Origin of the sequence: Streptomyces sp. NPDC012794, from assembly GCF_042901085.1 — a bacterium.
In the GTDB taxonomy this organism is placed as follows: domain Bacteria; phylum Actinomycetota; class Actinomycetes; order Streptomycetales; family Streptomycetaceae; genus Streptomyces.
This window is the reverse complement of sequence record NZ_JBIBCI010000018.1, coordinates 63,864-85,897: the sequence shown is the minus strand read 5'-3', so window position 1 is coordinate 85,897 and position 22,034 is coordinate 63,864. Positions and strand designations below refer to the sequence as shown.

The window sequence follows — 22,034 nt, the reverse complement described above, 5'->3', positions numbered from 1 at the left end:
CAAGGGGACTACTACTGTTGAACTGTAGTAGTCCAATGTCTGGACAGGTGCAGTCACCGACCGTGAGCATGAGTCATCGGGAGGTGACCGTGATGACGGCTGGCAAGAGCAACGGTGACGACCAGGTGGAACCCGATCCCGATCTGCGGAACTTCGGTGATGTACTCAAGGCGTCCCGCAAACGCGCCGACTTGACCCAGGAGCAGTTCGGGCCGCGGGTCGGCTACTCGGTGCAGTACGTGGCGTCCGTGGAGCAGGGACGCCGACATCCGTCCGCGAAGTTCGTGAACAAGGCGGAGGAGGTGCTGAACGCCTTCGGGGTCATCCAGATCGCGGCGAAACAGATGACGCGGAGGCGCGGTCTGGCCTCGTGGTTCAGGCGGTGGGCGGAGCTGGAGGAGACGGCGGTCGCGCTCAACACGTACGAGTGCAGGTCGATACCGGGACTGTTGCAGACCGAGGCCTACGCGCGGGCACAGATCGAGAACGTCCCGCCCAGGCCCACGGCACAGGAGGCGGAGGACCGGATCACCCTGCGCCTGGACCGGCAGAAGGTACTGACCCGAACCCCGTACACGACCTTCAGCTTCATCATCGAGCAGACGGTCTTCGAGCGGCAGACGGGCGGTCCGGAGGTGACGCGCAAGCTGATTGATCACCTGCTGAAGTGCGCCCAGCTGCCCAATGTAGACATCCAGCTCATGCCCACGGCCAGCCCGGAGCACGCCGGCACCGACGGCCCCTTTCAGATCCTCGAATCGCACGAGCACGAGTGGTTGGGCTACAGCGAAGGCCAGAAGCACGGCGAGGTCATTACCGACGCGAAGGCCGTAAGCGACCTTCATCAGCAGTATGCGAAACTTCGCATCCAGGCCCTCAATCCCGCAGACACTGCGGGCCTGTTGATGCGATTGCGAGGCTCCCTGTGAACAGCCCTCAGCTCCGATGGTTCAAGAGCAGCTACAGCAGCAGCCAGGGCGACAGCTGCGTCGAAGTCGCTCTCTCCTGGCACAAGTCGACGCACAGCAGCGGTGATGGTGACAACTGCGTCGAGGTCGCCTCCTGCGCCGACACCGTCCACGTCCGGGACTCGAAGCTCGCCGCGAGCCCGGAGCTGGCGGTCAGCCCCGCCACCTGGACCGCGTTCCTCGGCGGGGTCACCGCCTAGGGCGGCGGGATCGGTCCCGGCGCCGCCACGCCCGGGGCCGGACGCCAGAAGCGCCCGTCAGGCAGGGCCTGACGGGCGCCGAGGTAATAGTCGGAGTCGCGCTGGAACCGGACACCCGGCACGGCGTCGCGTACGTGCGCCCAGATGCCCGGCGCGACGCGGTACTCGCCGGCCACCATCCAGGGGTCGTCGCCCAGCGCGAAGAGGTGCCGGATCTTCAGGAACTGGTCCCGGGAGAGGGAGACGGACTCGACTATCTCTTCGTCCGTTCCGAACCCGGTCAGATCCCAGACGAGGTTGTACCCGTCGGCGAAGGGATAGTCGCTGCTCACCCGGCTCAAGCTAGGCGGCCCCTGCGGGCCGCCGCACCTGCTTTTTGCGGGGGGGGTCAGGCGCCGAACACCGCGGCCAGCAGCGTCTGCTGGACCTTCGTGAAGGCTTCCGCCGTCTCCATCAGGTCGAGCCGCGCGTCGCCGGTGGTGAGCGAGGCGGTCAGGGTCGTCCGGCCGTCCGGAGAGCTGAACATCAGGGCGCCCCAGCCCCAGAAGCCGCCGTTGTGGGTGTAGAGCGTGCCGTGTTCGGTCTCCTGCACGATCAGGCCGAGGCCGTAGCCGAACGCGGGGTGCGGGGTGCGCATCTCGGCCAGCAGCGGGGCGGGCAGCAGCTTGCCGCTCATCAGGGCGGAGAAGAAGGTGTGCAGGTCCCGGGTGGTGGAGATCATGTCGCCTGCGGCGGAGATCCAGGAGGGGTTGGCGTAACTGACGTCGACGGTCTTCCATGCGCCGTCGTCCTGGTAGGTGTAGTAGCCGTGGGCGTGCGGCTCGGGGAGCTCCGGGGAGGCGTCCGGGACGACCGTGCCCGTCAGGCCCAGCGGGGTCAGGATCCGGGCCCGTATCTCCTCGGCGAACGGGCGGCCGGTGACTTCCTCGACCAGGAGCCGCAGGACGACGTAGTTGGTGTTGGAGTAGCTCCAGTCCGTTCCCGGCTCGAAGCGGGCCGGCTTGGACAGGGCGAGGCGGACGAGTTCCCCGGGCTCGTAGGTGCGGTGGAGGCTGTCCACCCACTCCTGGCCCTGCCAGGCGATGCCCGGCGCGGTGGTGCCGTCCTCGTAGTACTCGCCGGTGAAGTTGAAGAGGCCGCTGGTGTGCTGGAGCAGCATCCGGACGGTGATCCGCCGGTCCAGCCCGTACCCGGGGAGGTGGTCGCCGGCGGGGGCGTCCAGGGTGATCCGGCCATCGGCGACCAGCTGGAGGACGAGGACGGCGGTGAAGGTCTTGGTGTTGCTGCCGATCCGGAAGTGACCGTCGGCCCGGGGTGCGTCGGTCTTGCCGAGCTCGCGTATCCCGGCGGCGCCGGTCCATTCGCCGCGCGGGTCGTTCACGCGGACCTGCACCCCGGCCCAGCTGCCGGATGCGGCGATCTCCTCGATGGCCTTCTGGAGTTCCGGGCGGTCGTTCGACGTGACGGACATGGCGGTGTGCTCCTCGGTGTGGGCGGCGGCGGGGCGGGGCCGGCGTGTTCAGGCGCTGAGGGCGGTGATGTCGCCGTAGGAGGTGGTGGCCCGGATGGTGAGGGCGGCGCGGGCGCCTTCGGTGTTGTTGAGGGAGTTGCTGATGCGGCCGTGGGAGGTGCCGGCGTCGAGGGAGGCGGAGACGCCGCGGGCGGCGCCGACGCTGATGTTGCCGTGCTCGGTGCGCAGGGTGACGCTGCCGCCGGTGGCCTCGGCGATGGTCAGGTCGCCCTTCTGGGTCCGGATGTCGGCGGAGCCGCCCAGGCGGCCGATGGCGATGTCACCGGCGGCGAGGGTGAGGTGGACCTCGGCGGTCTCGTCGAGCTTGACGGTGCCGTGGGCGCTCTCCAGGGCGACGTCGCCCAGGCGACCGACGCCGCGGAACTCGGCGCTGGCGGTCTTGGCCTCGACGCTGGAGCCGGCCGGGAGCTGGACGGTGACCTCGACGGAGCCGGGGGCTCCGAGGATCTGGTTCTTGGAGGGGGTGTTGATCCGCAGGACGCCGTCCTGGAAGTCGACGGTGGTCTGCTCGGCGGCCTTCACGTCGCGGCCCTTGGAGGCGTCGGCCGGGCGGACCTCGACCGTGGTGTCGGCGCGGTCGGCGGCGATGAAGCGGATGTTCCCGGCCGGGATGTCGAGGACGGTGGCGATCGCGGCGGGGGTCTGGAACTTCTGCATGGTCTTTTCCTTCGGTTCGTTGTTTCCGATGACCTGAACGCTACGGATCGTTCACCATCCAGGCAACAGATTCGTTGCGCAGAACTCGCATCAACACAGGTCAGAGCCACAATATCGTTGCACCGCTCCTGAATTCAATGCAACGAAAGCTACACTTCCGTTGCAACAGGCTCGAACTGAACGCTACGCTGGGGCCGTCAGGAGCAACCGGAACGACCAAGGAGACCGCGATGCCGGGAGGCAGGCTCACCCCGCAGGAACGCCAGCAGATCGCGCTGGGGGTGGCCGACGGCCTCGCCTACGCCGAGATCGCCAGACGTCTCGACCGCCCCACCTCCACCGTCACCCGCGAGGTGATGCGCAACGGCGGCCCCACCGGCTACCGCGCCGACCTCGCCCAGCGCGCCACCGAACACCGCACCCACCGCCGCAAGCAGGCCGCACCCAAGGACCCGCAAGCCCCCGCGCTGCCCCACGGACGCGACCCGGAGGCGGTCCGCGAGTACGAGGAGATGTTCACGACCGTCCTGATGCAGTCGGGCCTGCCCAAGATGACGGCCCGCGTCCTGGTCTCCCTGTACACCGCCGACAGCGGCACCCTCACCGCGTCCGAACTCGTCCAGCGGCTCCAGGTCAGCGCGGGGTCCGTCTCGAAGGCGGTCGCGCTACTGGAGGGACAGGGCCTCATCCGCCGGGAACGCGACGAACGCCGCCGCGAGCGCTACGTCGTCGACGACGACGTCTGGTACGAGTCGATGATGGCCAGCGCCCGCTCCACGGCCCTCCTCGCCGAGACGGCGCGCAAGGGCGTCGGCGTCCTCGGCCGCGACACCCCCGCCGCGACCCGCCTGGAGAACATCGGCCGCTTCGTCGACTTCGTCTCCGAGAGCATCGTCCGCGCGGCGGACCAGGCCCGCGACGTCCTCCACACGAAGCCCGGTCCGACGCCCTGACGGCCGGGCGGGGCACTGGGCCGGGCAGTGTCTGACAGATGATCACGGGTTGGTTCGCGGAGCCAGAGGGTCAGCGAGGCCAGGACGACGCCGGCGCGGTAGCGGTCGGCGAGCTTGTCGAACCTGGCCGGGATCGCGCGGAACTGCTTGAGGCGTGCCACGAGCAGTTCCCGCCCCACCTCCCGCGCCCCTCTGGTGTGTTGGGGACGTCCTGCTTGCTTTGCGGGTTCGCCCCAGTCTAATCTCGTCATTATGACGATAACCGCTCAGCGGCCCCCGTTCCCTGCGGGCATTGACTCCAGGGGCCTCGATCCGCCGCCGCGCGCACGGCCGTGACGTCGAGCACGAGCCCGGAGCCATGCCGGCGCGCGCACCAGCCGCCCGGCGGCCGCCTTCCAACGGACCGCCGGACCGGCGGCAGAGATCGACACAAGGTGGTCCCCGTTCAACGCTGCGGCACCCCAGCGCCTGATCCCCCAATGACCTCAGGACGGAAATGTGAACACGTTCGCCATGCCGGTAAATCCCTTCGACCTCTCCGAAGAAACCTTGAGCCGAATATCCGCCGATGACTCGTGGGCCCCGACCGAGTCGGAGATCCCACACGTCGATGCCAGGGTGATTCGGCATTTCCTCACTCCGGCTGAAGTGGAGGCGTTCGCGGCCGAACTCGCTGCCCAGCATTTTGCGCCGGTGGGTCTGGACGGCATTGCCGCCAACTACACAGAGGGGGATCCGGTCGGCTCTCTCCGCGCCACGGCTGACTCCGAAGTCTTGGCGGCAGAGTTCTACCGCAGGCTGCGGACGTTTCTGTCGTTTGAAGTAGGACCGGACGATCCGACGGATTCAGACGGAAGGCGCTGGAAGCCGGCGTCCGTCAATCCGCGTATGCGCTTCATCACGTACGAACAGGGCGGATTCCTTGTCCCGCACTACGATTCGCCCTATTTTGCCCCCGACGGAACGCGAACTCACCTGACGGTCGTCGTCTACCTGTCGTATGAGGCAGTGGGCGGAGAAACGCGGTTCATCGCCGACAAGCAGAACGACCTTCCCTTTGCGCAACGCGACTTCTCCGACTGGCCCCGGCTCGCAGAGCCCGAGGAAATATTGAGTGCCCACCGCCCCGAACCGGGCGATGCGCTCCTCTTCTGGCATCGGACGCTTCACGACTCGGCCCCGCTTCTTGAGGGTACGAAAACAATTCTCAGAACCGACGTGCTCTACGAGCCCATAGATGTGCTGAGCTGCCTTCGATAAGGAGGTCTACCGCGACCGCAAACGTGGTCGAACGATGCTTCGCACGCCTCAAGCCAGTTCCGCGCGATCGCGACAGTTCGACAAGCTCGCCGCCCGCTACCGCGCCGGAGTCGTCCTGGCCTCGCTGATCCTCTGGTTCCGCGCACCAGTCCGTGATCATTTGTCAGACACTGCCTGGTGGAGGGAATGACCGGCTGGTGGGCGATGAGTTCCGCCGGCCGGGGCAGTCTCCATCGACGTCGACAGTCGACGACTGAGGAGGAACCGTGGTGCAGCTGCTGAGAGTGCAGAACTTCAACGTCTCGCGGGACGGATTCGGTGCCGGTGAGCACCAGAGTCTCGAACGGCCCTTCGGCGACGCCGACCCCGGGACCATGTTCGCCTGGGCCGGCGCCACGGCCAGCTGGCCGAACCGCACCGAACCCGGGGGCAGCCGCGGCCTCGACGACTACTTCACCCGCGACTTCTCCCACAACATCGGCGCCGAGATCATGGGCCGCAACAAGTTCGGCCCCCAGCGGGGGCCCTGGGAGAACCACGACTGGCAGGGCTGGTGGGGCGAGGAGCCGCCCTTCCACACTCCGGTGTTCGTCATGACCCACCACACACGGCCCTCGTTCACGCTCTCCGACACGACGTTCCACTTCGTGGACGCCGACCCCGCCACCGTCCTCGCACGGGCGAAGGAGGCCGCGCGGGGCAAGGACGTACGGCTGGGCGGCGGGGCCACCACCATCCGCGAGTTCCTCGACGCCGACCTCGTCGACACCCTGCACGTGGCGGTCTCCCCGATGGAACTGGGAGCTGGTTCACGGCTGTGGAAGTCCCCCGACGAACTGCTCGACCGCTTCCACCTGGAAGTCGTCCCCAGCCCGAGCGGGGTGACGCACCACCTGTTCTGGCGCAGGTGACTTCTCCGGGCGCCCTCCGTGGACAGCGGGCGGGCGGTGATCGATAGTGCCGCCATGGCTTCTCTCGTGCGACACGTGACCATCGACTGTTCCGACCCCTACGCCCTGGCCCGGTTCTGGACCGCCGCGCTCGACGGCAAGCTCGGCGACGGCGACTTCCCCGGCGACCCCGAGGTCCTGGTCGAAACCGCCGGTGCCGGGCTGCTGTTCATCCGGGTACCGGAGGGCAAGACGGTCAAGAACCGTCTGCACCTGGACCTCCAGCCGCAGGACCGCTCACGGGACGAGGAGGTGGAACGGCTGGCGGGCCTGGGCGCCACCGTCGTCGGCGACCACCGCAAGCCCGACGGGGCGGGCTGGGTGACCATGGCGGACCCGGAGGGCAACGAGTTCTGCGTGGAACGCAGCGCCGCCGAACGGGGCTGACGGCAGGGCTAGGGCAGCTGCCACCTGGCCTCGCCGTCCTGCCACTGGCCGGTGGGCGCGAGGCCGGCCGCGGCGGCGACCGCGGCGGACGCCCGGTGGTCGGGGTGGACGTGGGCGATGACCGTGCCCGCCTCCCGCTCCCGGAGCCACGCCACGAGCCCCCGGGCCGCCTCGGTGGCGATGCCGCGCCCCTGCCAGGGGGTTCCCACCACCCAGGACACCTCGGCGGTGCCGCCCCCGACCGTCGCCTGGACCGTACCGGTCAGGCAGCCCTCTTCACGGAGCCGCACCACCCAGTTGCACCAGGAGACGCCCGGATCCGGCGAGCCGGCGGACCAGCGCTCGTAACGCGCCCGCAGCGCCCCGACGGACTCCGGGGCGCCGCCGATGAAGGTGTGCAGGGCGGGATCGGAGAGCACACGGGCCATCTCGTCGGCGTGCTCGACCCGCAGCGGCAGCAGGTCCAGCCGGGCGGTGCGGAGGGTCTCGGGGGTGATCACGGACCGAGTATGCGGGGTCGGGGGCGGGGCGGGGGCAGCGCTGGGCAGGGTCCGGGGGCGGGGTGCTGCTGGGCCGTCTCACAGCCGATTTGGGGGGTTCCCCGCAGTCCCATCGTCCTTCCGGTTCGTGCCGGCCCGCCAAGACACCGCTCCCTCCCCGGCCCCCCCGACGCCTACCGGCTCGTGCTCTGCTCCCGGGCCACCCCCACCCCCGCCCGGGTCTGGGTCTGCGCCGCCTGGGCCGCCAGTCCCGTCTCCCGGGCGTCGATGAGCTCGTCCCAGTGCTCCCGCGTCCACTCGCACGCCGCGTCCAACGGCCCCAGCAGACCACGGCCGAGCGGGGTGAGGGCGTAGCCGCCGGGCTCCTCTCGTACGACGAAGCCGTCGCGCTCCATCCCGCGCAGGGACTGCGTCAGGGACTTGGCGGTGATCCCCCGCAGGGGCACCTTGAGCTCCGAGAAGCGGCGTGGACCGCCCTCCAGGCAGCGCAGGATCAGCGCGGCCCACTTGTCGCCGACGCGGATCGGCACCAGCGTCGAGGGGCAGACGGGGTCGAACATCTCGGGGTTGAGGGGCGGCTGCGTCATGATCACCACCGTAGGCCGGTATCCAATCGGTAACCACCCCCGTCCGTACGCTCACCGGCATGACGAACCAGCACCAGCACAGCAACCAGCCCTCCACCCCCAACTCCACTCCCACTCCCACCCCCGCTCCCACCCGCCTCATCGTGTTCGGCGCCACCGGGCGCGTCGGCCGGGCCGTGGTCGCCGGGGCGCGGGCGCGCGGGGTCGAGGTGACGGCTGTGGGGCGGGCCGACGGGGAGGTGACCTCGGCGGCGGACGTGGCGCGGCTCGCCGCGGGGCACGACGCGGCGGTGGTGTCGGTGTACGACGCCCAGGCGGCGCCCGGGGAGTTCTTCCCGGCCGTGGCGCGGGCGATGGCGGCGGGCCTCGCGCAGGCGGGGGTGCGGCGGCTGGTATCTGTCGGGCTGGCCTCCGTACTGCCGACGGCGGACGGGACCCCGCTGATGGACACCCCCGGGTACCCCCAGGAGTGGCGGGAGTTCTCCGTCGGCCACGCCGCCGGCACCGAGGCGCTGCGGGCCGCCGCGCCGGAGACCCTGGCCTGGGCGGTGCTGTCCCCGGCCGGGGACTTCGACCACGACGGCACCCAGCGGGGCGGTTACGCGTACGCCCCCGCGGAGGCGGACAGCCGGATCACGCCGGCGGACTTCGCCGCGGCGGTCGTGGACGAGGCCACGGCCCCGACTCTGCGGGCGGTCCACGTGGGTGTCGCGCAGGCGGCGGCATGAGCCGGGAGCCGCAGACGGGAAGCACGGCCACCGCGCCGCCCGCCGGTGTGACGGACAGCCCGAACCCGTGGGTGGCCGAGCACATCCGGCGCTTCGAGGAGACCGCCGGCCGGCCGCGCCCCGGGATCTCGGACCTGCTGCTGACCACGCGGGGGCGTCGCTCGGGCCTGCTGCGGCGGACGGCGCTGGCGTACGTGCGCGACGGGGATGCGTACGTGCTGACGGCGTCGAACGCGGGCGGTGACCGCCACCCCGCCTGGTATCTGAATCTGTCGGCCGACCCGGCCGTCACCCTCCAGGTCGGCGCCGGCACCTTTCCGGCGCTCGCCCGTCGCGCGAGCCCGGCGGAGGCGGAGCGGCTGTGGCCGGCGGTGGTGGCCGCGATGCCCTCGTACGCGGCCTACCGCGACGCCACGACCAGGGAGATCCCGCTGGTCCTGGTCACCCCCGCCGGCTGAGGGAGCCGTCCGGCTACCCCTTCACCTTCGGCGCGTCCGGTACGCCCGCGTCCAGGGCGTCGCCGGCTCCCGCGAGGGAGGTGTTGGTGGACTTCGCCGCGCCGCTGGCGGCGGCGCCGGTTACGGCGATGGCGGTCTTGGCGTCCGTCACGGCCTGGCCGGGGTGGTCGACGATGTCGACGACGCGCTTGAGGGGCGGCTGTCCTCCGAGGGTGGCCCCGTCGGCTCCGTCAGCGGCGTGCGCGGTGAGGGGGGTGAGTGCGAGTGCGGCCCCGCCGGTGAGGGCCAGGACGGAAAGGGTGCGCTTCATTGCCTTCATGCCCCGCCCAACGACACCCGGCACCCCGGGTCACCGCCGGCCCCGCCCGTTCCGCGCATCGGATGACCCGGCCCCGGGTACGCCGTCGGCCCCGGATCGGGGGATCGATCCGGGGCCGACGGCTATGACACAGCGGGGAATCAGGACCAGCGGTCAGTCCTGCACCACCAGGGCCGGCGTGGACTTCGTCAGGACCTCGCCGCGGAAGAAGGCCGGGCTGCGGCGCTCGGTGATGAGCATGATGACCAGGCCCAGGGCCAGCAGGCCGACGCCGATGACGAAGACGCTGCCGACACCGAGCACGTCGGACCCGGAGCCGTACGCGGGGTCCCAGGCGTCCACCAGGGTCTTGCAGAAGACCGCGGCGAGGAGCAGGCCGCCCAGGACCGGGAAGACGCCCTTGAAGAACAGGTCCCGCGCGGAGCGGCGCAGGTCGCCGCGGAAGTACCAGGTGCAGGCGAAGGCGGTCAGGGAGTAGTAGAAGCAGATCATGAGGCCGAGCGCGAAGATCGTGTCGGTGAGGACGTTCTCGCTGACCAGGGTCATCACCGTGTAGAAGGCGCCGGTCGCGATGCCCGCCATGACGGTGGCGCGGCCCGGGGTCTTGAACTTCGGGTGGACCTTGGCGTACGAGGGCGGCAGGGCTTCGTACGCGGACATGGCCAGGACGGTGCGCGCCACCGGGATGAAGGTGGTCTGCAGCGAGGCGGCGGCGGAGGCGAGCACCGCGACGAAGAGCAGGATGCCGAGCGCGGGGCCCATGACGGGGCCGGCGAGGGCGGCGAAGACGTTGCCGGAGGTCTCCTCGTTGGCGAGGCCGAGTCCTTCGGCGCCGGAGCCGACGGCCATCTGGGCGGCGATGCCGGTGGCCAGGTAGGAGCCGACCAGGACGACCATCGCGATGAGGGAGGCGCGGCCGGGGGTCTTGGCGGATCCGGTGGTCTCCTCGTTGGTGGCCAGGCAGGCGTCCCAGCCCCAGTACATGAAGATCGAGAGGGAGAGTCCGGCGGTGAAGGCCGCCATGGACTCGACCGCGAAGGGGTTCATCCACTGCCAGGAGAAGTCCATGCCGGTGTCGAAGGTGCCGGCGGAGGCCTTCTGGAGGGCCATCGCGACGAAGATCACCAGTACGGCGAGCTGGAGGCCGACCAGGGCGTACTGGACGCCCTTGGTGGCGGTCATGCCGCGGTAGCTGATGGCGGTCGCGACGGCGATCAGCGTCAGGCAGGTGGCGATGTGGACGAGCTTGTTGCCGTCCAGGGCGGCGACCGACGGGTTCCCGGTGATCTCGCCGGCCAGCAGCCAGAAGTAGGAGGTGGCGACGCCCGCGAGGTTGGAGAGCACGATGATCGTGGCGATCACCAGGCCCCATCCGCACATCCAGCCGATCCGGGGGCCGAAGGCCTTGACGGTCCAGGTGAACGAGGTGCCGCAGTCCGGCATGGCCTTGTTGAGCTCGCGGTAGGCGAAGGCCACCAGGAGCATGGGGAGGAAGCCGGCCAGGAAGACCGCCGGCATCTGGACGCCGACCTCGCCGGCGGTGGAGCCGAGGGTGGAGGTCAGGCAGTAGACGGGGGCGACGGTGGAGATGCCGATGACGGCGCTGCCCACCAGGCCGACGGAGCCCTTGCCGAGGCCCTTGCCGCGAACTCCGGCGTCGCCCTCGGCGACGCCGCTTACCGTGTCTCCGACCTGAGGCCGGGTCTCCATCTGTGTCATGGGTCAGGACGTTAGATGCTGCGGTTTCCTCTTCCGGAAGACTTAAGTCCGGTAATTCACAGGCCTAAATCCCTTGGATTGACAAGATCGACACCGTTCACGAACTCGCAATACAAGGCCCCCACGCGCACCCATCCGCGATTCAAGAGGCGCCGAGACGCGAGTTCCAGAATGCGGAAACCGCAGGAGTGCCCGTTATGTCCGTTTCAAAACTTACCCGTGGCAATTTTCGGCCCCTCCGGAACCCCCCGCAGAGCCCCAAACGACTGCGCGCGGTGAAAACCGCTGGACGGCCCGTGACGACGCCTGGCAGGCTGCCGGCATGACCTACGGAATCGAGTCCCACCCCGCCCGTTGAGCGCCCGCGACGAGCGGACGCCGCTCACTCCCGGACCCTCCCTGTACGACTACGCCCTGTTCCGCCAGGGCATCGAACCCGACGGCGGCTTCCCCCGCCGCGGCTACGCCCTCCCCGCCCCGGCCCACGCCCCCGACGGCCCGCCGCTCTCACCCCCCTCCCGCCCCGGACTCCGCTGGAACCAGGCCCGGGAGGAAGTCACCGCCGCCCTCGCCGCGCTGCTCGCCGGCCCGGACCCGGTGCGGGCCGCCGAAGCCGTCCACCTCGCGGTCGCCCGGCTCCCGCTGCCGGACCGCACCCTCCGCGCGGCCGTCACCCGGCTGCCGCTGACCGACGAGACGGCTGCCCGGCTCACCGCCCGACGGCTGACCCGCACCGGAACCAGCCCCGCCGCCGTCGGCGTCGGCCTGGCCCTGCTGATCCGCCTCGGAGAACCCGAGGACGTGCCCTGCCTCAAGGCCCTCGGACTGCTGTCCGGGCTGCGGTTGCCGGCCGCGGCCGCACTCGACCCCCTCGACCGGCAGGCGGCCGCCCTGCTGTCCCTGGCCGGCCGCAGCCGCGACGAGGGGATCACCCCGTTCATCCAGGCGGTCGCGGCCCACGAAGCCCGCCGCGACGGGGGCGCACCCGACGGGCCGGCCGGGCCCGGCGGCACGTCCGTACGGGACGCGCTCGTCGCCCTCGCCACCTCCCCGGAGCGGCACGCGGTGGTCCGCTGGCAGGCCCGGCGGATCGCCGAGGCCGCCCGGCTCGACGAGCTCCTGCGCGCCCGCCCCGACGACGCCGGGCTGGTCACGGCCGCCGGGCGGCTGCTGCACGCCATGGCCGGTCAGCGCGACGCCCGGGCCGACGTCCTCGACTACGGCCCGGCGGTGGAGGCGTACCGGACGGTGATCGCCCGGGCGGGCCGGCCGGCCCCGGACCTCGGCCACCAGGCCCTCCTGCTCTCCCTCGCCCTCGACCTGCACAGCGGCCCGGGCGCACTGCTCGACTGGCCGGCCGGGGAACGGGAAGCACAGCTCGCCCTCCTCGGACGGCACCTGCGGGCGGCCGCCCCGCCCTCCGGGGAGGAGGACCCCCGCCGCGCCGACTGGCTCCGCCGCAACCGCCCGCGCCCCTTCCGCGGCCCCGCGTCCCCCTCGCCCCTGCGCGTCGAGGTGGTGGTGGAGGACCCCGCCGAATCCCCCGCCGTCGAGACGCGGATCCTCATCGACGGCCGGCCCCTCGTACCGTCCCTCTTCGGCAAGGGCCCGGCCCACCCGCCCGAGTACCTGCTCGACAGCGGCGCCCTGCGCGCCGGGCCCGAGCCGCGCGAGGTGCAGCTCGCCGAGGCGGACTGCACCGAGGGCTGCTGCGGCGCCCTGTACGTGACGGTCCGCCTCGACGGCGACGAGGTCGTCTGGGGCGGCTGGCGCGGAGCGGCCGGACCGCCCCCGCCCGAGCTGCGCTTCGACGCCGCCGCCTACGAAGCGGAGCTCCGGCGGGCCCGGGAGGACCGCTCCTGGTCCTGGCCGGCCCGCTGCACCGCCCGGCGGATCACGGCGGCCCTGCGGGAACGGCCCGAGCTGACGGCCCGCTGGGGCATCCAGCGGATGCGGGCCGCCACCGGATGGCGCGACCCGGACACCGTGCGGGTGACCTTCCTCCACAGGCCCGCCCCGGCCGTCCCGGCCCCGCCGGGACCGGACGAGGGGAACGGCCCGAGCCTGATCTTCGAGTGGCGGCTGCCCGACGACGGCCGCCCGGCCGGGGCACAGGCCGAAGCGGCGGTGCGGCGGCTGGAGAGCACCGACCCCAAGACGTACGCGACGGTAGTGGGCGGGGACCGGGAGCCGGCCGAGTCCCTCGGCTACACCCGGCCGCAGCGAAGCTAGTCCTCACGGCGAGGGCATGAAGTGCGGGCCGAAGTTCGACTACGGCATCCAGCGCACGGCGTCCCGCGGGTTCGATCACACCATGTGCTTCACCAAGCTCTGACCCACCGGTCCCCGGGGCTTCGGGCCCCGGGGACGGCTCAGGTCGTCCAGACCAGCGACTGCACCTCGCTGTACGCGTGCAGCGCGTACGAGCCCACGTCCCGCCCGACCCCCGACCTTTTGAACCCGCCGAACGGGGCCTCCATGTTGCGGCCGACCGTGTTGACCCCGACCCCGCCCGAGCGCAGCGCCCGCGCCACCCGGAAGGCGCGGGCGACGTCCGCGGACCACACGTAGCTCAGCAGGCCGAAGTCGCTGTCGTTCGCCAGCCGGACCGCCTCCTCCTCGTCCCCGTCGAACGGGACCACCACCACGACCGGCCCGAAGATCTCCTCCCGCACCACCCGCATGTCGCTGGTGCAGTCGACCAGCAGCGTCGGCGCCGCGTAGAAGCCGCGGCCGTCGCCGACCACCGGGCGTTCCCCGCCGTACGCGATCCGCGCGCCCTCCTTGCGGCCCAGCTCCACGTACGACTCCACGCGGTCGCGGTGCGCCGCCGAGATCACCGGGCCGACGACCGTGTCCCGCTCTTTCGGGTCGCCGACCTTCATGTACGCCAGGTAGCCGCGCAGCTTCTCCACCAGCGGCCCGTACACCGAGCGGTGGACGATCACCCGGGTGGGCGCGGTGCAGATCTGGCCGCTGTAGAAGGAGAAGGTGGTGCCGATCCCCCGCACCGCCGCGTCCAGGTCGGCGTCCTGGAGGACGATCGCCGCGCCCTTGCCGCCCAGCTCCATCAGCTGCCGCTTCATGGACCGCCCGCAGACCTCGGCGATGCGCTGTCCGACGCCCGTGGAGCCGGTGAAGGACACCATGTCCACGTACGGGGAGTCCACCGCCGCCTCGCCGACCTCCACCGAGGTCCCCGAGACCACGTTCACCACCCCCGCCGGGACGCCCGCCTCGTGCAGCGCCTCGGCCATCTTGAACACCGACAGCGGGTCCTGCGGCGCCGGCTTGACCACCACCGTGTTGCCCATGGCCAGGGCCGGGGCGACCTTGCCCGCCGCGTTCGCCCACGGGTTGTTGTACGAGGTGATGCAGGTGACCACCCCGACCGGCTGGCGCACCTCCAGCGCGCCCAGCACGCTCGCCGCGCCCATCGGCCCCGCCTCGGTGACCTGGGGCGGGAGTCCCCTCTCCACCGGTTCCAGGGCGCCCTTGGCGTAGCGCCGGAAGCGGGACATCCCGACGCCGACCTGCATCCCGCGTGCGATGCCCGTCGGGGCGCCCGTCTCCGCCCGCGCGAGGGCCGCCCACGGTTCGAACTCGCGCCGCATGACGTCCGCCGCGCGGTCGAGGACCGCCGCGCGCTCCTCGGGGGGCGTACGGGACCACGTGCCGAAGGCGCCGGCGGCGGCGCGGGCCGCCTCCTCGACCTGGGCGCGCGAGGCCTCGGGGGCCAGGCCGACCACGGACTCGTCGGCCGGGTCGACCACCTCGTAGTGGCCGCCGTCGGGCTCGACCCACTCGCCGCCGATGTAGAGGCGCGTCATCGGGTGCTCACCGTCCTCGTGTCGCGGCCGGACCGGAGCACGGTCCCGGGGACCGCGCCCGTCACCCGGTCGTCGCGGATGGTCTCCACGCCGTTGACGCGTACGGAGACCACGCCGACGGCCCGCGCGTCCAGCCGCGGGCTGTCGCCGGGCAGGTCGTGGACGAGGGTCGCCGGGCCCGCGTCGATCCGCTCGGGGTCGAAGAGGACCAGGTCCGCGTGGAAGCCCTCGGCGATCCGGCCGCGTTCGCGCAGCCCGAACAGCCGGGCCGGGTCGTCGGTGAGCATCCGTACCGCCTGTTCCAGCGGCACCAGCCTGCGGCCGCGCAGGCAGTCGCCGAGGAAGCGGGTCGTGTAGGGGGCCCCGCACATGCGGTCCAGGTGCGCGCCGGCGTCGGAGCCGCCGAGCATGACGTCCTCGTGCTGCCAGGTCTCGGCGCGCAGGGCCCAGCTGGCGGGGTCGTTGTCGGTGGGCATGGGCCACAGGACGGTGCGCAGGTCGTCGTTGGCGCAGATCTCGACGAGGCACTGGAAGGGGTCCTGCCCGCGCTCGGCGGCGATGTCGCCGACGACCCGTCCGGAGAGGCCCGCGTTCTCCTTGCTGTACGTGTCACCGATGACGTAGCGGCCGAAGTCGGCCAGGCGCCGGAAGACGCCCGCCTCCTTGCTGCCGGCGCGGCGCAGCATCGCGGCGCGGACGCCGGGGTCGCGCAGCTTCGTGATCCGCTCGGGGACGGGCAGTGCGAGGACCTCGCCCCAGCCTGGGATGAGGTTGAGGGCGCAGAACGTGCCGAGGGACATGTTCATGGGGGTGAGGATCGGCATGGTCAGCGCGACGATCCGGCCGCCGGACCGGCGGGCGCGCTCGCTGGGGACCAGCTGGCGCGGGACGCGTTCGGGGACGGCGGCGTCGATGGTGAGGACGTTCCAGTTGAGGGGCCGGCCGGCGGCGGCGCTCATGGCGACGAAGAGGTCGATCTCCTCGTCGGAGAACTGGTCGAGGCAGCCGGCGACGATGGCTTCGAGCTGGGTGCCCTCGTGTTCGCCGACGGCGCGGGAGAGCGCGAGGAGCTCCGCGGGTTTCGCGTGCCGGGAGGCCACGGGGGCGCCGGCGCCGTCGGAGTGGGTGGAGGACTGGGTGGTGGACAGCCCCCAGGCGCCGGCGGCCATGGCCTCGTGGAGGAGGCCGGTCATCTGCCGCAGCTGCTCGGGGGTGGGCTGTCCGCCGACGGCGTCCTCGCCCATGACGTGGCGGCGCAGGGCGCAGTGGCCGACCATGAAGCCGGCGTTGACGGCGATGCGGCCTTCGAGGGCGTCGAGGTATTCGCCGAAGGTGGACCAGGTCCAGTCGACGCCTTCCTCGAGGGCCGCGAGGGCCATGCCCTCGACCTTGCTCATCATGCGGCGGGTGTAGTCGGCGTCCTCGGGACGGGCGGGGTTGAGGGGGGCGAGGGTGAAACCGCAGTTGCCGCCGGCGACGGTGGTGACGCCGTGGTTCATGGAGGGGGTGGCGTAGGGGTCCCAGAAGAGCTGGGCGTCGTAGTGGGTGTGCGGGTCGATGAAGCCGGGTGTGAGGACGAGGCCGGTGGCGTCCTCGCTGGTGCGGGCCCGCGCTGCGGTGCCGGGCGCCGCGATGAGGGCGATCCGGCCGCCCTGAATGCCGACGTCCGCGGTGTACGCGGGGGCGCCGGTGCCGTCGACGACGGTCGCTCCGCGGATGAGGTGGTCGAGCATGACGGTTCCCCTCCTGGTGTGACGTGCTCCCTGTCCCGCCGGGCGGGGTCTCCCGGCCGGTTGGCCGTCCGGTCCCCCGGCGGGCCGTCCCGCTGCCCGGGCCGCCTCCCGGCGTGGGTGTTCCGCTTTCCGAGCGGGCTGCGGGTGGGGCCGACCCAGGGCGGGGCAGGCCTGCGGGGCTGTCCCCTACCCGCCCTTCCTCCGTTCCCCGGGCTGTGCCCGGACCCCTCTTGGGGGCTCCGCCCCCAAGAGCCCCGCGCCTCAAACGCCGGCGGGGCTGGGTGTGCGGCGCCGGATTCGGACCCGCCGCCCGGTGGGCGGCCCGGCCCGTGGCCCCTCCCCGCCCCGCACCCGCCGGACGGAGTCCGGCGCAGCGGTGCGATGCCGGTAAGGCCGCCCGCGGCCGAGCCGTGCGAGCGGCGCGTCAGGAAATCGGCGGGGCGGACTCGCGGAAGCGGGTCGTGCGGTGGACGGGGTCGGTGTCGATGTGGGGGATGACGTGTTCACCGATCAGCTTGATCGTCGTCATCGTGTCCTCGTACGAGACGCCCGTCGGCAGGCCGAAGGACAGCTGGTCCGCGCCCGCCCGCTCCCAGCGCTCGCACTGGGCCCGCACCTCCGACGGGTCGCCGCAGATCAGCAGCTCCTCCGCGATGAGCAGCTCGATGATCTCCGCGTTGTACTCGGGCAGGGTCTCGGGCCACTGCGGGATCGCTTCCGGCCGCGGGAAGGTGTCGTGGTAGCGGAAGACCAGCGACTGGAAGCGGTTCATGTTCGCGTTGACCGCGATCTCCACCGCCTTGTCGTGCGTCTCGGCGCAGATCGCGGTCGAGGTGACCATCACGTTGTCGTTCACAAAGGCCCCGATCGCCTTCGCCTCCTGGATCGCCGTCTTGTACTGCTCCAGGACCCATTCCATGTCGGAGACCTTCTGGACGCTGAAGCCCAGCACCCCGAGGCCCTTCTTCGCCGCCATCGCGTACGAGGAGGGGGAGCCGGCGGCGTACCACATGGCGGGGTGGGCCTTGCCGTACGGCTTGGGGAATATCTTGCGCGGCGGCAGTGACCAGTGCTTGCCCTGGAAGCCCTCGTACTCCTCCTGGAGGAACATCTTGGGGAACTCCGCGATGGTCTCCTCCCAGATCTCCTTGGTGTGGTTCATGTCCGTGATGCCGGGGAGGAAGCCGAGGATCTCGTGGCTGCCCGCGCCGCGGCCCGTGCCGAACTCGAAGCGGCCCTTGGAGAGGTGGTCGAGCATGGTGACCTTCTCGGCCACCTTCACCGGGTGGTTGACCGGGGCGAGCGGGTTGAAGATGCCGGAGCCGAGGTGGATGCGTTCGGTGGCGGCGGCGAGGTAGCCGAGGAAGACCTCGTTGGCGGAGAGGTGGGAGTACTCCTCCAGGAAGTGGTGCTCCGAGGCCCAGGCGTACTTGAAGCCGGACTTGTCGGCCTGGATGACGTACTGGGTCTCCTCGAGCAGCGCCTTGTGCTCCGCCTCGGGGTCGACCTTGGAACGCGCCTCAGGCACGTATCCCTGCACGAAGAGCCCGAATTCCAAGGGGGTCACCGTCCTTAGGTTTCTGACGTATCGTCAGATTTGATGGTCCGACTGTTCCACCGCCGGGGCGGGACCGTCAAGAGAGCCGCAGGGCCTGGTCTGACGTACCGTCAGAAAGGTTCAGGGGAGGCTCACCCCGGCCGTCCAGCCGCCGTCCACCACGAACGGCTGGCCCGTGATGTAGGAGGAGTCCTCGCCGGTCAGGAAGAGGGCCAGCTTCGCGATCTCCTCCGGCCGCCCCACCCGGCCCAGCGGGACCACCCGCTCGTACAGCCCGGCCATCGCCTCCCTGGCCCCGTCCGTCACCCCGGCCGGGTCCAGCAGACCCGGGTTCGCCATCGGGGTGTCCACCGCGCCCGGGCACATGGCGTTGACCCGGATGTTCTTCGCGGCCAGCTCCAGCGCGGCCACCCGCGTCAGACCCAGGATCGCGGCCTTCGTCGCCGCGTACGCGCCCACGTACGCCATGCCCGTCAGGCCGGTGCAGGAGGAGGTGTTGACGATGGTCCCGCCGCCGGCCGCCGCGATCTCCGGGGCGAGCGTCCTGATGCCGAGGAAGGCCCCGATCTGGTTGACCTCGATCACCTGGCGGAACTCCTCCAGCGGGGTCGAGGCCAGCTCGTTGAACCGCAGGATGCCCGCGTTGTTCACCAGCCCGTCCACCCGGCCGAAGGCGTCCTTCGCCACCGCCACGGCGGCCGCCCAGTCCTCCTCCCGGCTCACGTCCAGCCGTACGTACCGCGCCCGGTCGCCGCCCGCCTCCGCGGCGATCTCCCCGGCGACGGCGGCGCCCCGCTCGTCCAGCACGTCGCCCAGCAGCACCCGCGCGCCCTCGGCGGCGAAGAGACGGGCCTCCTGCTCGCCCTGGCCGCGCGCCGCACCGGTGATGACGACGACGCGCCCGTCCAGCTTGCCCATGGGTCCCCCCGGTCACTAGTCGTTGAGGAGCGGGGCCACCTCGGCCCCGAAAGCGGCGATCTGGTCCACGAGTTCGGCGCGGTCGCGGCTGCGGAAGCGGACCTGGATCTGGTCCACGCCCAGCGCCCGGTACTCCCGGAGGGACCCGGCGAGCGCCTCCGCCTTGCCGGTCAGGGTCCGGCGGCCGGTGTCCCAGCCCGGCTCGCCCACGTACAGCGGCTCGGTGATCGCGCCGACCTCGAAGGGCCCCCCGGCCCCGGCCGCCTCCCGCAGCTCGCGGATCCGGGCGACCTGCCCCGGGATCCGCTCGCGCGGGTCCCCCTGCGGGAGCCAGCCGTCGCCGCGCACGGCGGCCCGGCGGACGGCGGCCGGCGAGGAGCCGCCGACCCAGACGGGGATCCGCGCCTGCGCGGGCCGGGGCAGCTGCCCGAGGTCGCGGAAGGAGAACCGCTCCCCCTCGAACGCCGGGTACTCCTCGGGGCCCAGCGCCGCGCGCAGGGCGTCCAGGCTCTCGTCGAGGAGGGCCCCCCGGCGCTCGAAGCCGACGCCGAGCACCTCGAACTCCTCTTGGACGTGCCCGGCCCCCACCCCGAGGACGAGCCGGCCCCCGGAGAGGTGGTCGAGGGTGGCGTACTGCTTGGCGGTGACCAGGGGGTGGCGCAGGCCGACGATCGCGACGTGGCTCAGCAGCCGCACCCGCCGGGTGATCCCCGCCAGGAAGGCGAGGGTGGCCACCGGGTCGTACCAGACGGTGCCCATGGGGCCGGCGAGGCGGCGCGGGACGGCCACGTGGTCGCAGGTGGCCACGTACCCGAAGCCCGCCCGGTCGGCGGCGCGGGCCACCTCGGCGAGGTCGGCCGCGCCGGCCGAGGCCTCCCAGGGCTCGGCGTAGAGGGTGCTCTGCGACTGGACGGGGAGCTGCATCCCGTACGCCAGCCGGCCTTCCGGAAACACGCGTGCCATGCCGGGCCCGCCTCGCCTTCGTGTGCCGCCGATTCGTCGTGCGGTGCCGGGCCATCGTCGTAGCTGACGACCCGTCAGGCAAGGGGTGCGTGCGGCTTCGGTGCGGGCGGGCTCAGAACCCGGCGGGACCCATGGCGATGACCGGCTTCGCCGCCGGGTCCAGGGTCCGCAGCAGCTGCTTCATCGCCTCCTTGGGGAGGCCGACGCAGCCCTGGGAAGGGCCGTCGTGGTCCACGTGGAGCCAGATGTTGCCGCCCTTGTCCTCGCCCTCCGGCATGCCCGGGTCGAGCGGGGAGACCCCCTTGCGGCGGTTGTAGTCGATGGCCACGACGTAGTCGAAGGAACCGTCCAGGGACTCGCCGTTCACGCCCCGGCCCGACGGGACGAAACCCTCGTCCTGGTCGTACGGGAGTTTCGTGCCGGGCGGGGCCGGCAGCAGCCCGCCCGCGTCGGTCAGGGAGAACACGCCCTGCGGGGAGGTCAGGTCCCCGTACTCGCGCTCGGTCGACCAGCCCTTGGCGCCGTTGCGGGCCGGCCAGTGTCCGGCGGCGGTCCAGTCGGCGCCCGGGGCGGTCCGCTGGAAGAAGGTGACGGTGGAGTCCGAGGAGTCCTTCGCCTTGCCGGTGACCAGCACCAGCTGGCGGGCGCTCGCCGGGATCCGGGCACGGGTCGCCGCGCTGAGGGACTCCGGGAGGCCGTGGAGCGCGTCCGCGCGGGGGGTGCCTCGGGTGGCGTGGGCGGGGACGCCCTGCGCGGGGGCGGCCTGGGGGCGGACCCCCTGGGCGGCCGGGCCCTGGGGGCGGGCGTCCGAACGGGCCGCCGGGACGGGCGCACCGGGCTGCTCGTGCAGGGCGTGCACCCAGCCGGCGGCGAAGGTCAGCAGGCCGAGGACGGCCACGGCGATCAGGGCCTTCGGCGGGCGGGCGGCCGAAGCGGAACGTCGGCGTTCGGCCGCGCGGCGGCCCGTACGGGACGGCGTAGGGCCACCGGTCCGGAAGCGGGAGCCGGCTCGGGCGTGCTTGCTCATCCACCCGAAGGTACATCAGGTGATCATCGTTCCCCGCGAACGGCGGTACGCCGCGCACCGTGCGGCGCGGGAAAACGGACGCCGCCGCCGGGCACCGGGTCGCCGCCGGGCTCCGCCGGCGGCCCGGTGCCCGTCACCGTCGGCGTGGCGCCGGCCCGGCGTCGGCCCGGCCCGGGGCGGGGGCGACGCCGGAGCGGAAGCGGAACCATCACGGGGGGGGCCGGCGGAGCGGCGCACCGCGGCCCGGCACTCCGGCACGCCTGCACTCCTCCGACCCCTCCCGCCCCGGTACCGCCCGACTTACTCTGATCTGATGAGAACTCCGCGCCAGGCAGCCCGCATTGTCGTCCTCTCCCCCAGCGGATCGGTGTTCCTGTTCCGCGAGAACAACGTCGAAGTCGGCATCCACTGGCTGCCCCCGGGCGGCGGGATGGACCCGGGCGAGACCCCGGAGGAGTGCGTGCGGCGCGAGCTGCGCGAGGAGACCGGGTGGACCGACCTGGAGCCGCAGCGGCTGCTGTGCACCTGGGAGCACGACTTCACCCACCAGGGCGTCCCGGTCCGCCAGCACGAGCACATCTACGTCACCACGGGCCCCCGCCGCGAGCCGGTCCTCGAAGCCCCCGGCATCCACTGGCAGTGGCTCTCCCCGGAACGCCTCGCCGGCCTCGGCGAACCGCTCTGGCCCCCGCGCCTGCCCGAACTGCTCGCCCGCACCCCCGCCGAACCGGTGCACCTGGGGCTGCTCGCCTGAACCGCACCGAGATGCGGGGCCGCAACGAGCGGCG

Annotated in this window: 23 protein-coding genes and 2 pseudogenes; 11 read left to right on the top strand and 14 right to left on the bottom strand. The window is 72.1% G+C overall.

Annotation, left to right across the window (positions count from 1 at the left end; genetic code table 11):
* Window positions 1-92: 92 nt before the first annotated feature.
* Window positions 93-929: a helix-turn-helix domain-containing protein gene (locus ACFY7H_RS27630; RefSeq protein ID WP_388943176.1), complete on the top strand. Its 837-nt coding sequence runs from the start codon at window positions 93-95 to the stop codon at window positions 927-929.
* The gene (locus ACFY7H_RS27625; RefSeq protein ID WP_388943173.1) at window positions 926-1,168 is read left to right on the top strand and encodes a DUF397 domain-containing protein; all 243 of its coding nucleotides are present in this window, start codon (window positions 926-928) and stop codon (window positions 1,166-1,168) included. The genes ACFY7H_RS27630 and ACFY7H_RS27625 overlap by 4 nt, the downstream gene beginning before the upstream one ends.
* On the opposite strand, the gene ACFY7H_RS27620 is transcribed toward ACFY7H_RS27625, so the two are convergent.
* From ACFY7H_RS27620 to ACFY7H_RS27610, 3 genes are read right to left on the bottom strand one after another with little or no spacing between them, the layout of a single operon-like run.
* The gene (locus ACFY7H_RS27620) at window positions 1,165-1,500 is read right to left on the bottom strand and encodes a hypothetical protein (protein WP_388943170.1); all 336 of its coding nucleotides are present in this window, start codon (window positions 1,498-1,500) and stop codon (window positions 1,165-1,167) included. The two genes, ACFY7H_RS27625 and ACFY7H_RS27620, sit on opposite strands and share 4 nt — an antisense overlap.
* Window positions 1,501-1,556: 56 nt before the next feature.
* Complete coding sequence (locus ACFY7H_RS27615; RefSeq protein WP_388943167.1) at window positions 1,557-2,639, bottom strand: serine hydrolase domain-containing protein; 1,083 nt, start codon at window positions 2,637-2,639, stop codon at window positions 1,557-1,559.
* Between the two features lie 48 nt (window positions 2,640-2,687).
* Entirely contained in the window at window positions 2,688-3,356 is a 669-nt protein-coding gene (locus tag ACFY7H_RS27610) for a DUF4097 family beta strand repeat-containing protein (protein WP_388943164.1), read from the bottom strand.
* A 230-nt stretch (window positions 3,357-3,586) separates the two neighbouring features.
* Between ACFY7H_RS27610 and ACFY7H_RS27605 the strand changes: the two genes are divergently transcribed.
* Window positions 3,587-4,309: a MarR family transcriptional regulator gene (locus ACFY7H_RS27605; RefSeq protein WP_388943161.1), complete on the top strand. Its 723-nt coding sequence runs from the start codon at window positions 3,587-3,589 to the stop codon at window positions 4,307-4,309.
* Between the two features lie 29 nt (window positions 4,310-4,338).
* Here ACFY7H_RS27605 and ACFY7H_RS27600 read toward each other — a convergent pair.
* A pseudogene (locus tag ACFY7H_RS27600) lies at window positions 4,339-4,464 on the bottom strand (IS5/IS1182 family transposase); the annotation flags it as partial.
* Between the two features lie 343 nt (window positions 4,465-4,807).
* Here ACFY7H_RS27600 and ACFY7H_RS27595 point away from each other — a divergent pair.
* From ACFY7H_RS27595 to ACFY7H_RS27580, 4 genes and pseudogenes are all read left to right on the top strand, one after another.
* Window positions 4,808-5,569 (top strand): 2OG-Fe(II) oxygenase, encoded by a 762-nt coding sequence (locus tag ACFY7H_RS27595; RefSeq protein ID WP_388943158.1) that lies wholly within the window; start codon window positions 4,808-4,810, stop codon window positions 5,567-5,569.
* Window positions 5,559-5,759: pseudogene (locus ACFY7H_RS27590) on the top strand (IS5/IS1182 family transposase); the annotation flags it as partial. The gene ACFY7H_RS27595 and the pseudogene ACFY7H_RS27590, both read left to right, overlap by 11 nt.
* Window positions 5,760-5,835: 76 nt before the next feature.
* Window positions 5,836-6,480 (top strand): dihydrofolate reductase family protein, encoded by a 645-nt coding sequence (locus tag ACFY7H_RS27585; protein ID WP_388943155.1) that lies wholly within the window; start codon window positions 5,836-5,838, stop codon window positions 6,478-6,480.
* A 54-nt stretch (window positions 6,481-6,534) separates the two neighbouring features.
* Window positions 6,535-6,906, top strand: a complete 372-nt coding sequence (locus ACFY7H_RS27580) for a VOC family protein (RefSeq protein ID WP_388943153.1) — start codon at window positions 6,535-6,537, stop codon at window positions 6,904-6,906.
* Between the two features lie 8 nt (window positions 6,907-6,914).
* Here the strand turns inward: ACFY7H_RS27580 and ACFY7H_RS27575 are convergent, their stop codons facing one another.
* Together ACFY7H_RS27575 and ACFY7H_RS27570 are read right to left on the bottom strand one after the other, a co-directional pair.
* Window positions 6,915-7,406: a GNAT family N-acetyltransferase gene (locus ACFY7H_RS27575; RefSeq protein WP_388943150.1), complete on the bottom strand. Its 492-nt coding sequence runs from the start codon at window positions 7,404-7,406 to the stop codon at window positions 6,915-6,917.
* 173 nt (window positions 7,407-7,579) lie between these two features.
* On the bottom strand, window positions 7,580-7,993 hold the full coding sequence (locus ACFY7H_RS27570) for a winged helix-turn-helix transcriptional regulator (RefSeq protein ID WP_388943148.1): 414 nt from the start codon (window positions 7,991-7,993) through the stop codon (window positions 7,580-7,582).
* Between the two features lie 59 nt (window positions 7,994-8,052).
* On the opposite strand from ACFY7H_RS27570, the gene ACFY7H_RS27565 reads away from it, so the two are divergent.
* Together ACFY7H_RS27565 and ACFY7H_RS27560 are read left to right on the top strand one after the other, a co-directional pair.
* Entirely contained in the window at window positions 8,053-8,721 is a 669-nt protein-coding gene (locus tag ACFY7H_RS27565) for an NAD(P)-dependent oxidoreductase (RefSeq protein WP_388943145.1), read from the top strand.
* The gene (locus ACFY7H_RS27560) at window positions 8,718-9,179 is read left to right on the top strand and encodes a nitroreductase/quinone reductase family protein (RefSeq protein ID WP_388943143.1); all 462 of its coding nucleotides are present in this window, start codon (window positions 8,718-8,720) and stop codon (window positions 9,177-9,179) included. Before ACFY7H_RS27565 ends, ACFY7H_RS27560 begins: the two co-directional genes overlap by 4 nt.
* A 13-nt stretch (window positions 9,180-9,192) precedes the next feature.
* Here ACFY7H_RS27560 and ACFY7H_RS27555 read toward each other — a convergent pair whose 3' ends face one another.
* Both ACFY7H_RS27555 and ACFY7H_RS27550 read right to left on the bottom strand, forming a co-directional pair.
* Window positions 9,193-9,489, bottom strand: a complete 297-nt coding sequence (locus ACFY7H_RS27555) for a hypothetical protein (RefSeq protein WP_388943140.1) — start codon at window positions 9,487-9,489, stop codon at window positions 9,193-9,195.
* A gap of 162 nt (window positions 9,490-9,651) precedes the next feature.
* Entirely contained in the window at window positions 9,652-11,217 is a 1,566-nt protein-coding gene (locus ACFY7H_RS27550; RefSeq protein ID WP_388943138.1) for an APC family permease, read from the bottom strand.
* A 354-nt stretch (window positions 11,218-11,571) separates the two neighbouring features.
* Here ACFY7H_RS27550 and ACFY7H_RS27545 point away from each other — a divergent pair, with 354 nt between their 5' ends.
* Complete coding sequence (locus ACFY7H_RS27545; RefSeq protein WP_388943135.1) at window positions 11,572-13,449, top strand: hypothetical protein; 1,878 nt, start codon at window positions 11,572-11,574, stop codon at window positions 13,447-13,449.
* Between the two features lie 140 nt (window positions 13,450-13,589).
* Here the strand turns inward: ACFY7H_RS27545 and ACFY7H_RS27540 are convergent, their stop codons facing one another.
* The 6 genes from ACFY7H_RS27540 to ACFY7H_RS27515 form a co-directional block, all read right to left on the bottom strand.
* Complete coding sequence (locus ACFY7H_RS27540) at window positions 13,590-15,047, bottom strand: aldehyde dehydrogenase family protein (protein WP_388943132.1); 1,458 nt, start codon at window positions 15,045-15,047, stop codon at window positions 13,590-13,592.
* A complete protein-coding gene (locus tag ACFY7H_RS27535; RefSeq protein WP_388943129.1) occupies window positions 15,044-16,780 on the bottom strand; it encodes an amidohydrolase family protein in 1,737 nt (578 codons plus the stop codon). Before ACFY7H_RS27535 ends, ACFY7H_RS27540 begins: the two co-directional genes overlap by 4 nt.
* A gap of 424 nt (window positions 16,781-17,204) precedes the next feature.
* The gene (locus tag ACFY7H_RS27530; protein WP_388943305.1) at window positions 17,205-18,338 is read right to left on the bottom strand and encodes an LLM class flavin-dependent oxidoreductase; all 1,134 of its coding nucleotides are present in this window, start codon (window positions 18,336-18,338) and stop codon (window positions 17,205-17,207) included.
* 120 nt (window positions 18,339-18,458) lie between these two features.
* Complete coding sequence (locus ACFY7H_RS27525) at window positions 18,459-19,256, bottom strand: SDR family NAD(P)-dependent oxidoreductase (protein WP_388943125.1); 798 nt, start codon at window positions 19,254-19,256, stop codon at window positions 18,459-18,461.
* A gap of 15 nt (window positions 19,257-19,271) precedes the next feature.
* On the bottom strand, window positions 19,272-20,219 hold the full coding sequence (locus tag ACFY7H_RS27520) for a TIGR03619 family F420-dependent LLM class oxidoreductase (protein ID WP_388943121.1): 948 nt from the start codon (window positions 20,217-20,219) through the stop codon (window positions 19,272-19,274).
* 112 nt (window positions 20,220-20,331) lie between these two features.
* The gene (locus tag ACFY7H_RS27515; protein WP_388943118.1) at window positions 20,332-21,246 is read right to left on the bottom strand and encodes a L,D-transpeptidase family protein; all 915 of its coding nucleotides are present in this window, start codon (window positions 21,244-21,246) and stop codon (window positions 20,332-20,334) included.
* 313 nt (window positions 21,247-21,559) lie between these two features.
* On the opposite strand from ACFY7H_RS27515, the gene ACFY7H_RS27510 reads away from it, so the two are divergent.
* Window positions 21,560-22,000, top strand: a complete 441-nt coding sequence (locus tag ACFY7H_RS27510) for an NUDIX hydrolase (protein WP_388943115.1) — start codon at window positions 21,560-21,562, stop codon at window positions 21,998-22,000.
* The last annotated feature ends 34 nt before the right edge of the window (window positions 22,001-22,034 follow it).

Bases quoted from the DNA above. Each gene is read 5' to 3' on its own strand.
- ACFY7H_RS27605 (WP_388943161.1), top strand. From the start codon at position 3,587: ATGCCGGGAGGCAGGCTCACCCCGCAGGAACGCCAGCAGATCGCGCTG.
- ACFY7H_RS27540 (WP_388943132.1), bottom strand. From the start codon at position 15,047: ATGACGCGCCTCTACATCGGCGGCGAGTGGGTCGAGCCCGACGGCGGC.
- ACFY7H_RS27510 (WP_388943115.1), top strand. From the start codon at position 21,560: ATGAGAACTCCGCGCCAGGCAGCCCGCATTGTCGTCCTCTCCCCCAGC.
- ACFY7H_RS27610 (WP_388943164.1), bottom strand. From the start codon at position 3,356: ATGCAGAAGTTCCAGACCCCCGCCGCGATCGCCACCGTCCTCGACATC.
- ACFY7H_RS27580 (WP_388943153.1), top strand. From the start codon at position 6,535: ATGGCTTCTCTCGTGCGACACGTGACCATCGACTGTTCCGACCCCTAC.
- ACFY7H_RS27565 (WP_388943145.1), top strand. From the start codon at position 8,053: ATGACGAACCAGCACCAGCACAGCAACCAGCCCTCCACCCCCAACTCC.
- ACFY7H_RS27570 (WP_388943148.1), bottom strand. From the start codon at position 7,993: ATGACGCAGCCGCCCCTCAACCCCGAGATGTTCGACCCCGTCTGCCCC.
- ACFY7H_RS27630 (WP_388943176.1), top strand. From the start codon at position 93: ATGACGGCTGGCAAGAGCAACGGTGACGACCAGGTGGAACCCGATCCC.
- ACFY7H_RS27550 (WP_388943138.1), bottom strand. From the start codon at position 11,217: ATGACACAGATGGAGACCCGGCCTCAGGTCGGAGACACGGTAAGCGGC.
- ACFY7H_RS27555 (WP_388943140.1), bottom strand. From the start codon at position 9,489: ATGAAGCGCACCCTTTCCGTCCTGGCCCTCACCGGCGGGGCCGCACTC.
- ACFY7H_RS27525 (WP_388943125.1), bottom strand. From the start codon at position 19,256: ATGGGCAAGCTGGACGGGCGCGTCGTCGTCATCACCGGTGCGGCGCGC.
- ACFY7H_RS27515 (WP_388943118.1), bottom strand. From the start codon at position 21,246: ATGAGCAAGCACGCCCGAGCCGGCTCCCGCTTCCGGACCGGTGGCCCT.
- ACFY7H_RS27520 (WP_388943121.1), bottom strand. From the start codon at position 20,219: ATGGCACGCGTGTTTCCGGAAGGCCGGCTGGCGTACGGGATGCAGCTC.
- ACFY7H_RS27535 (WP_388943129.1), bottom strand. From the start codon at position 16,780: ATGCTCGACCACCTCATCCGCGGAGCGACCGTCGTCGACGGCACCGGC.
- ACFY7H_RS27615 (WP_388943167.1), bottom strand. From the start codon at position 2,639: ATGTCCGTCACGTCGAACGACCGCCCGGAACTCCAGAAGGCCATCGAG.
- ACFY7H_RS27560 (WP_388943143.1), top strand. From the start codon at position 8,718: ATGAGCCGGGAGCCGCAGACGGGAAGCACGGCCACCGCGCCGCCCGCC.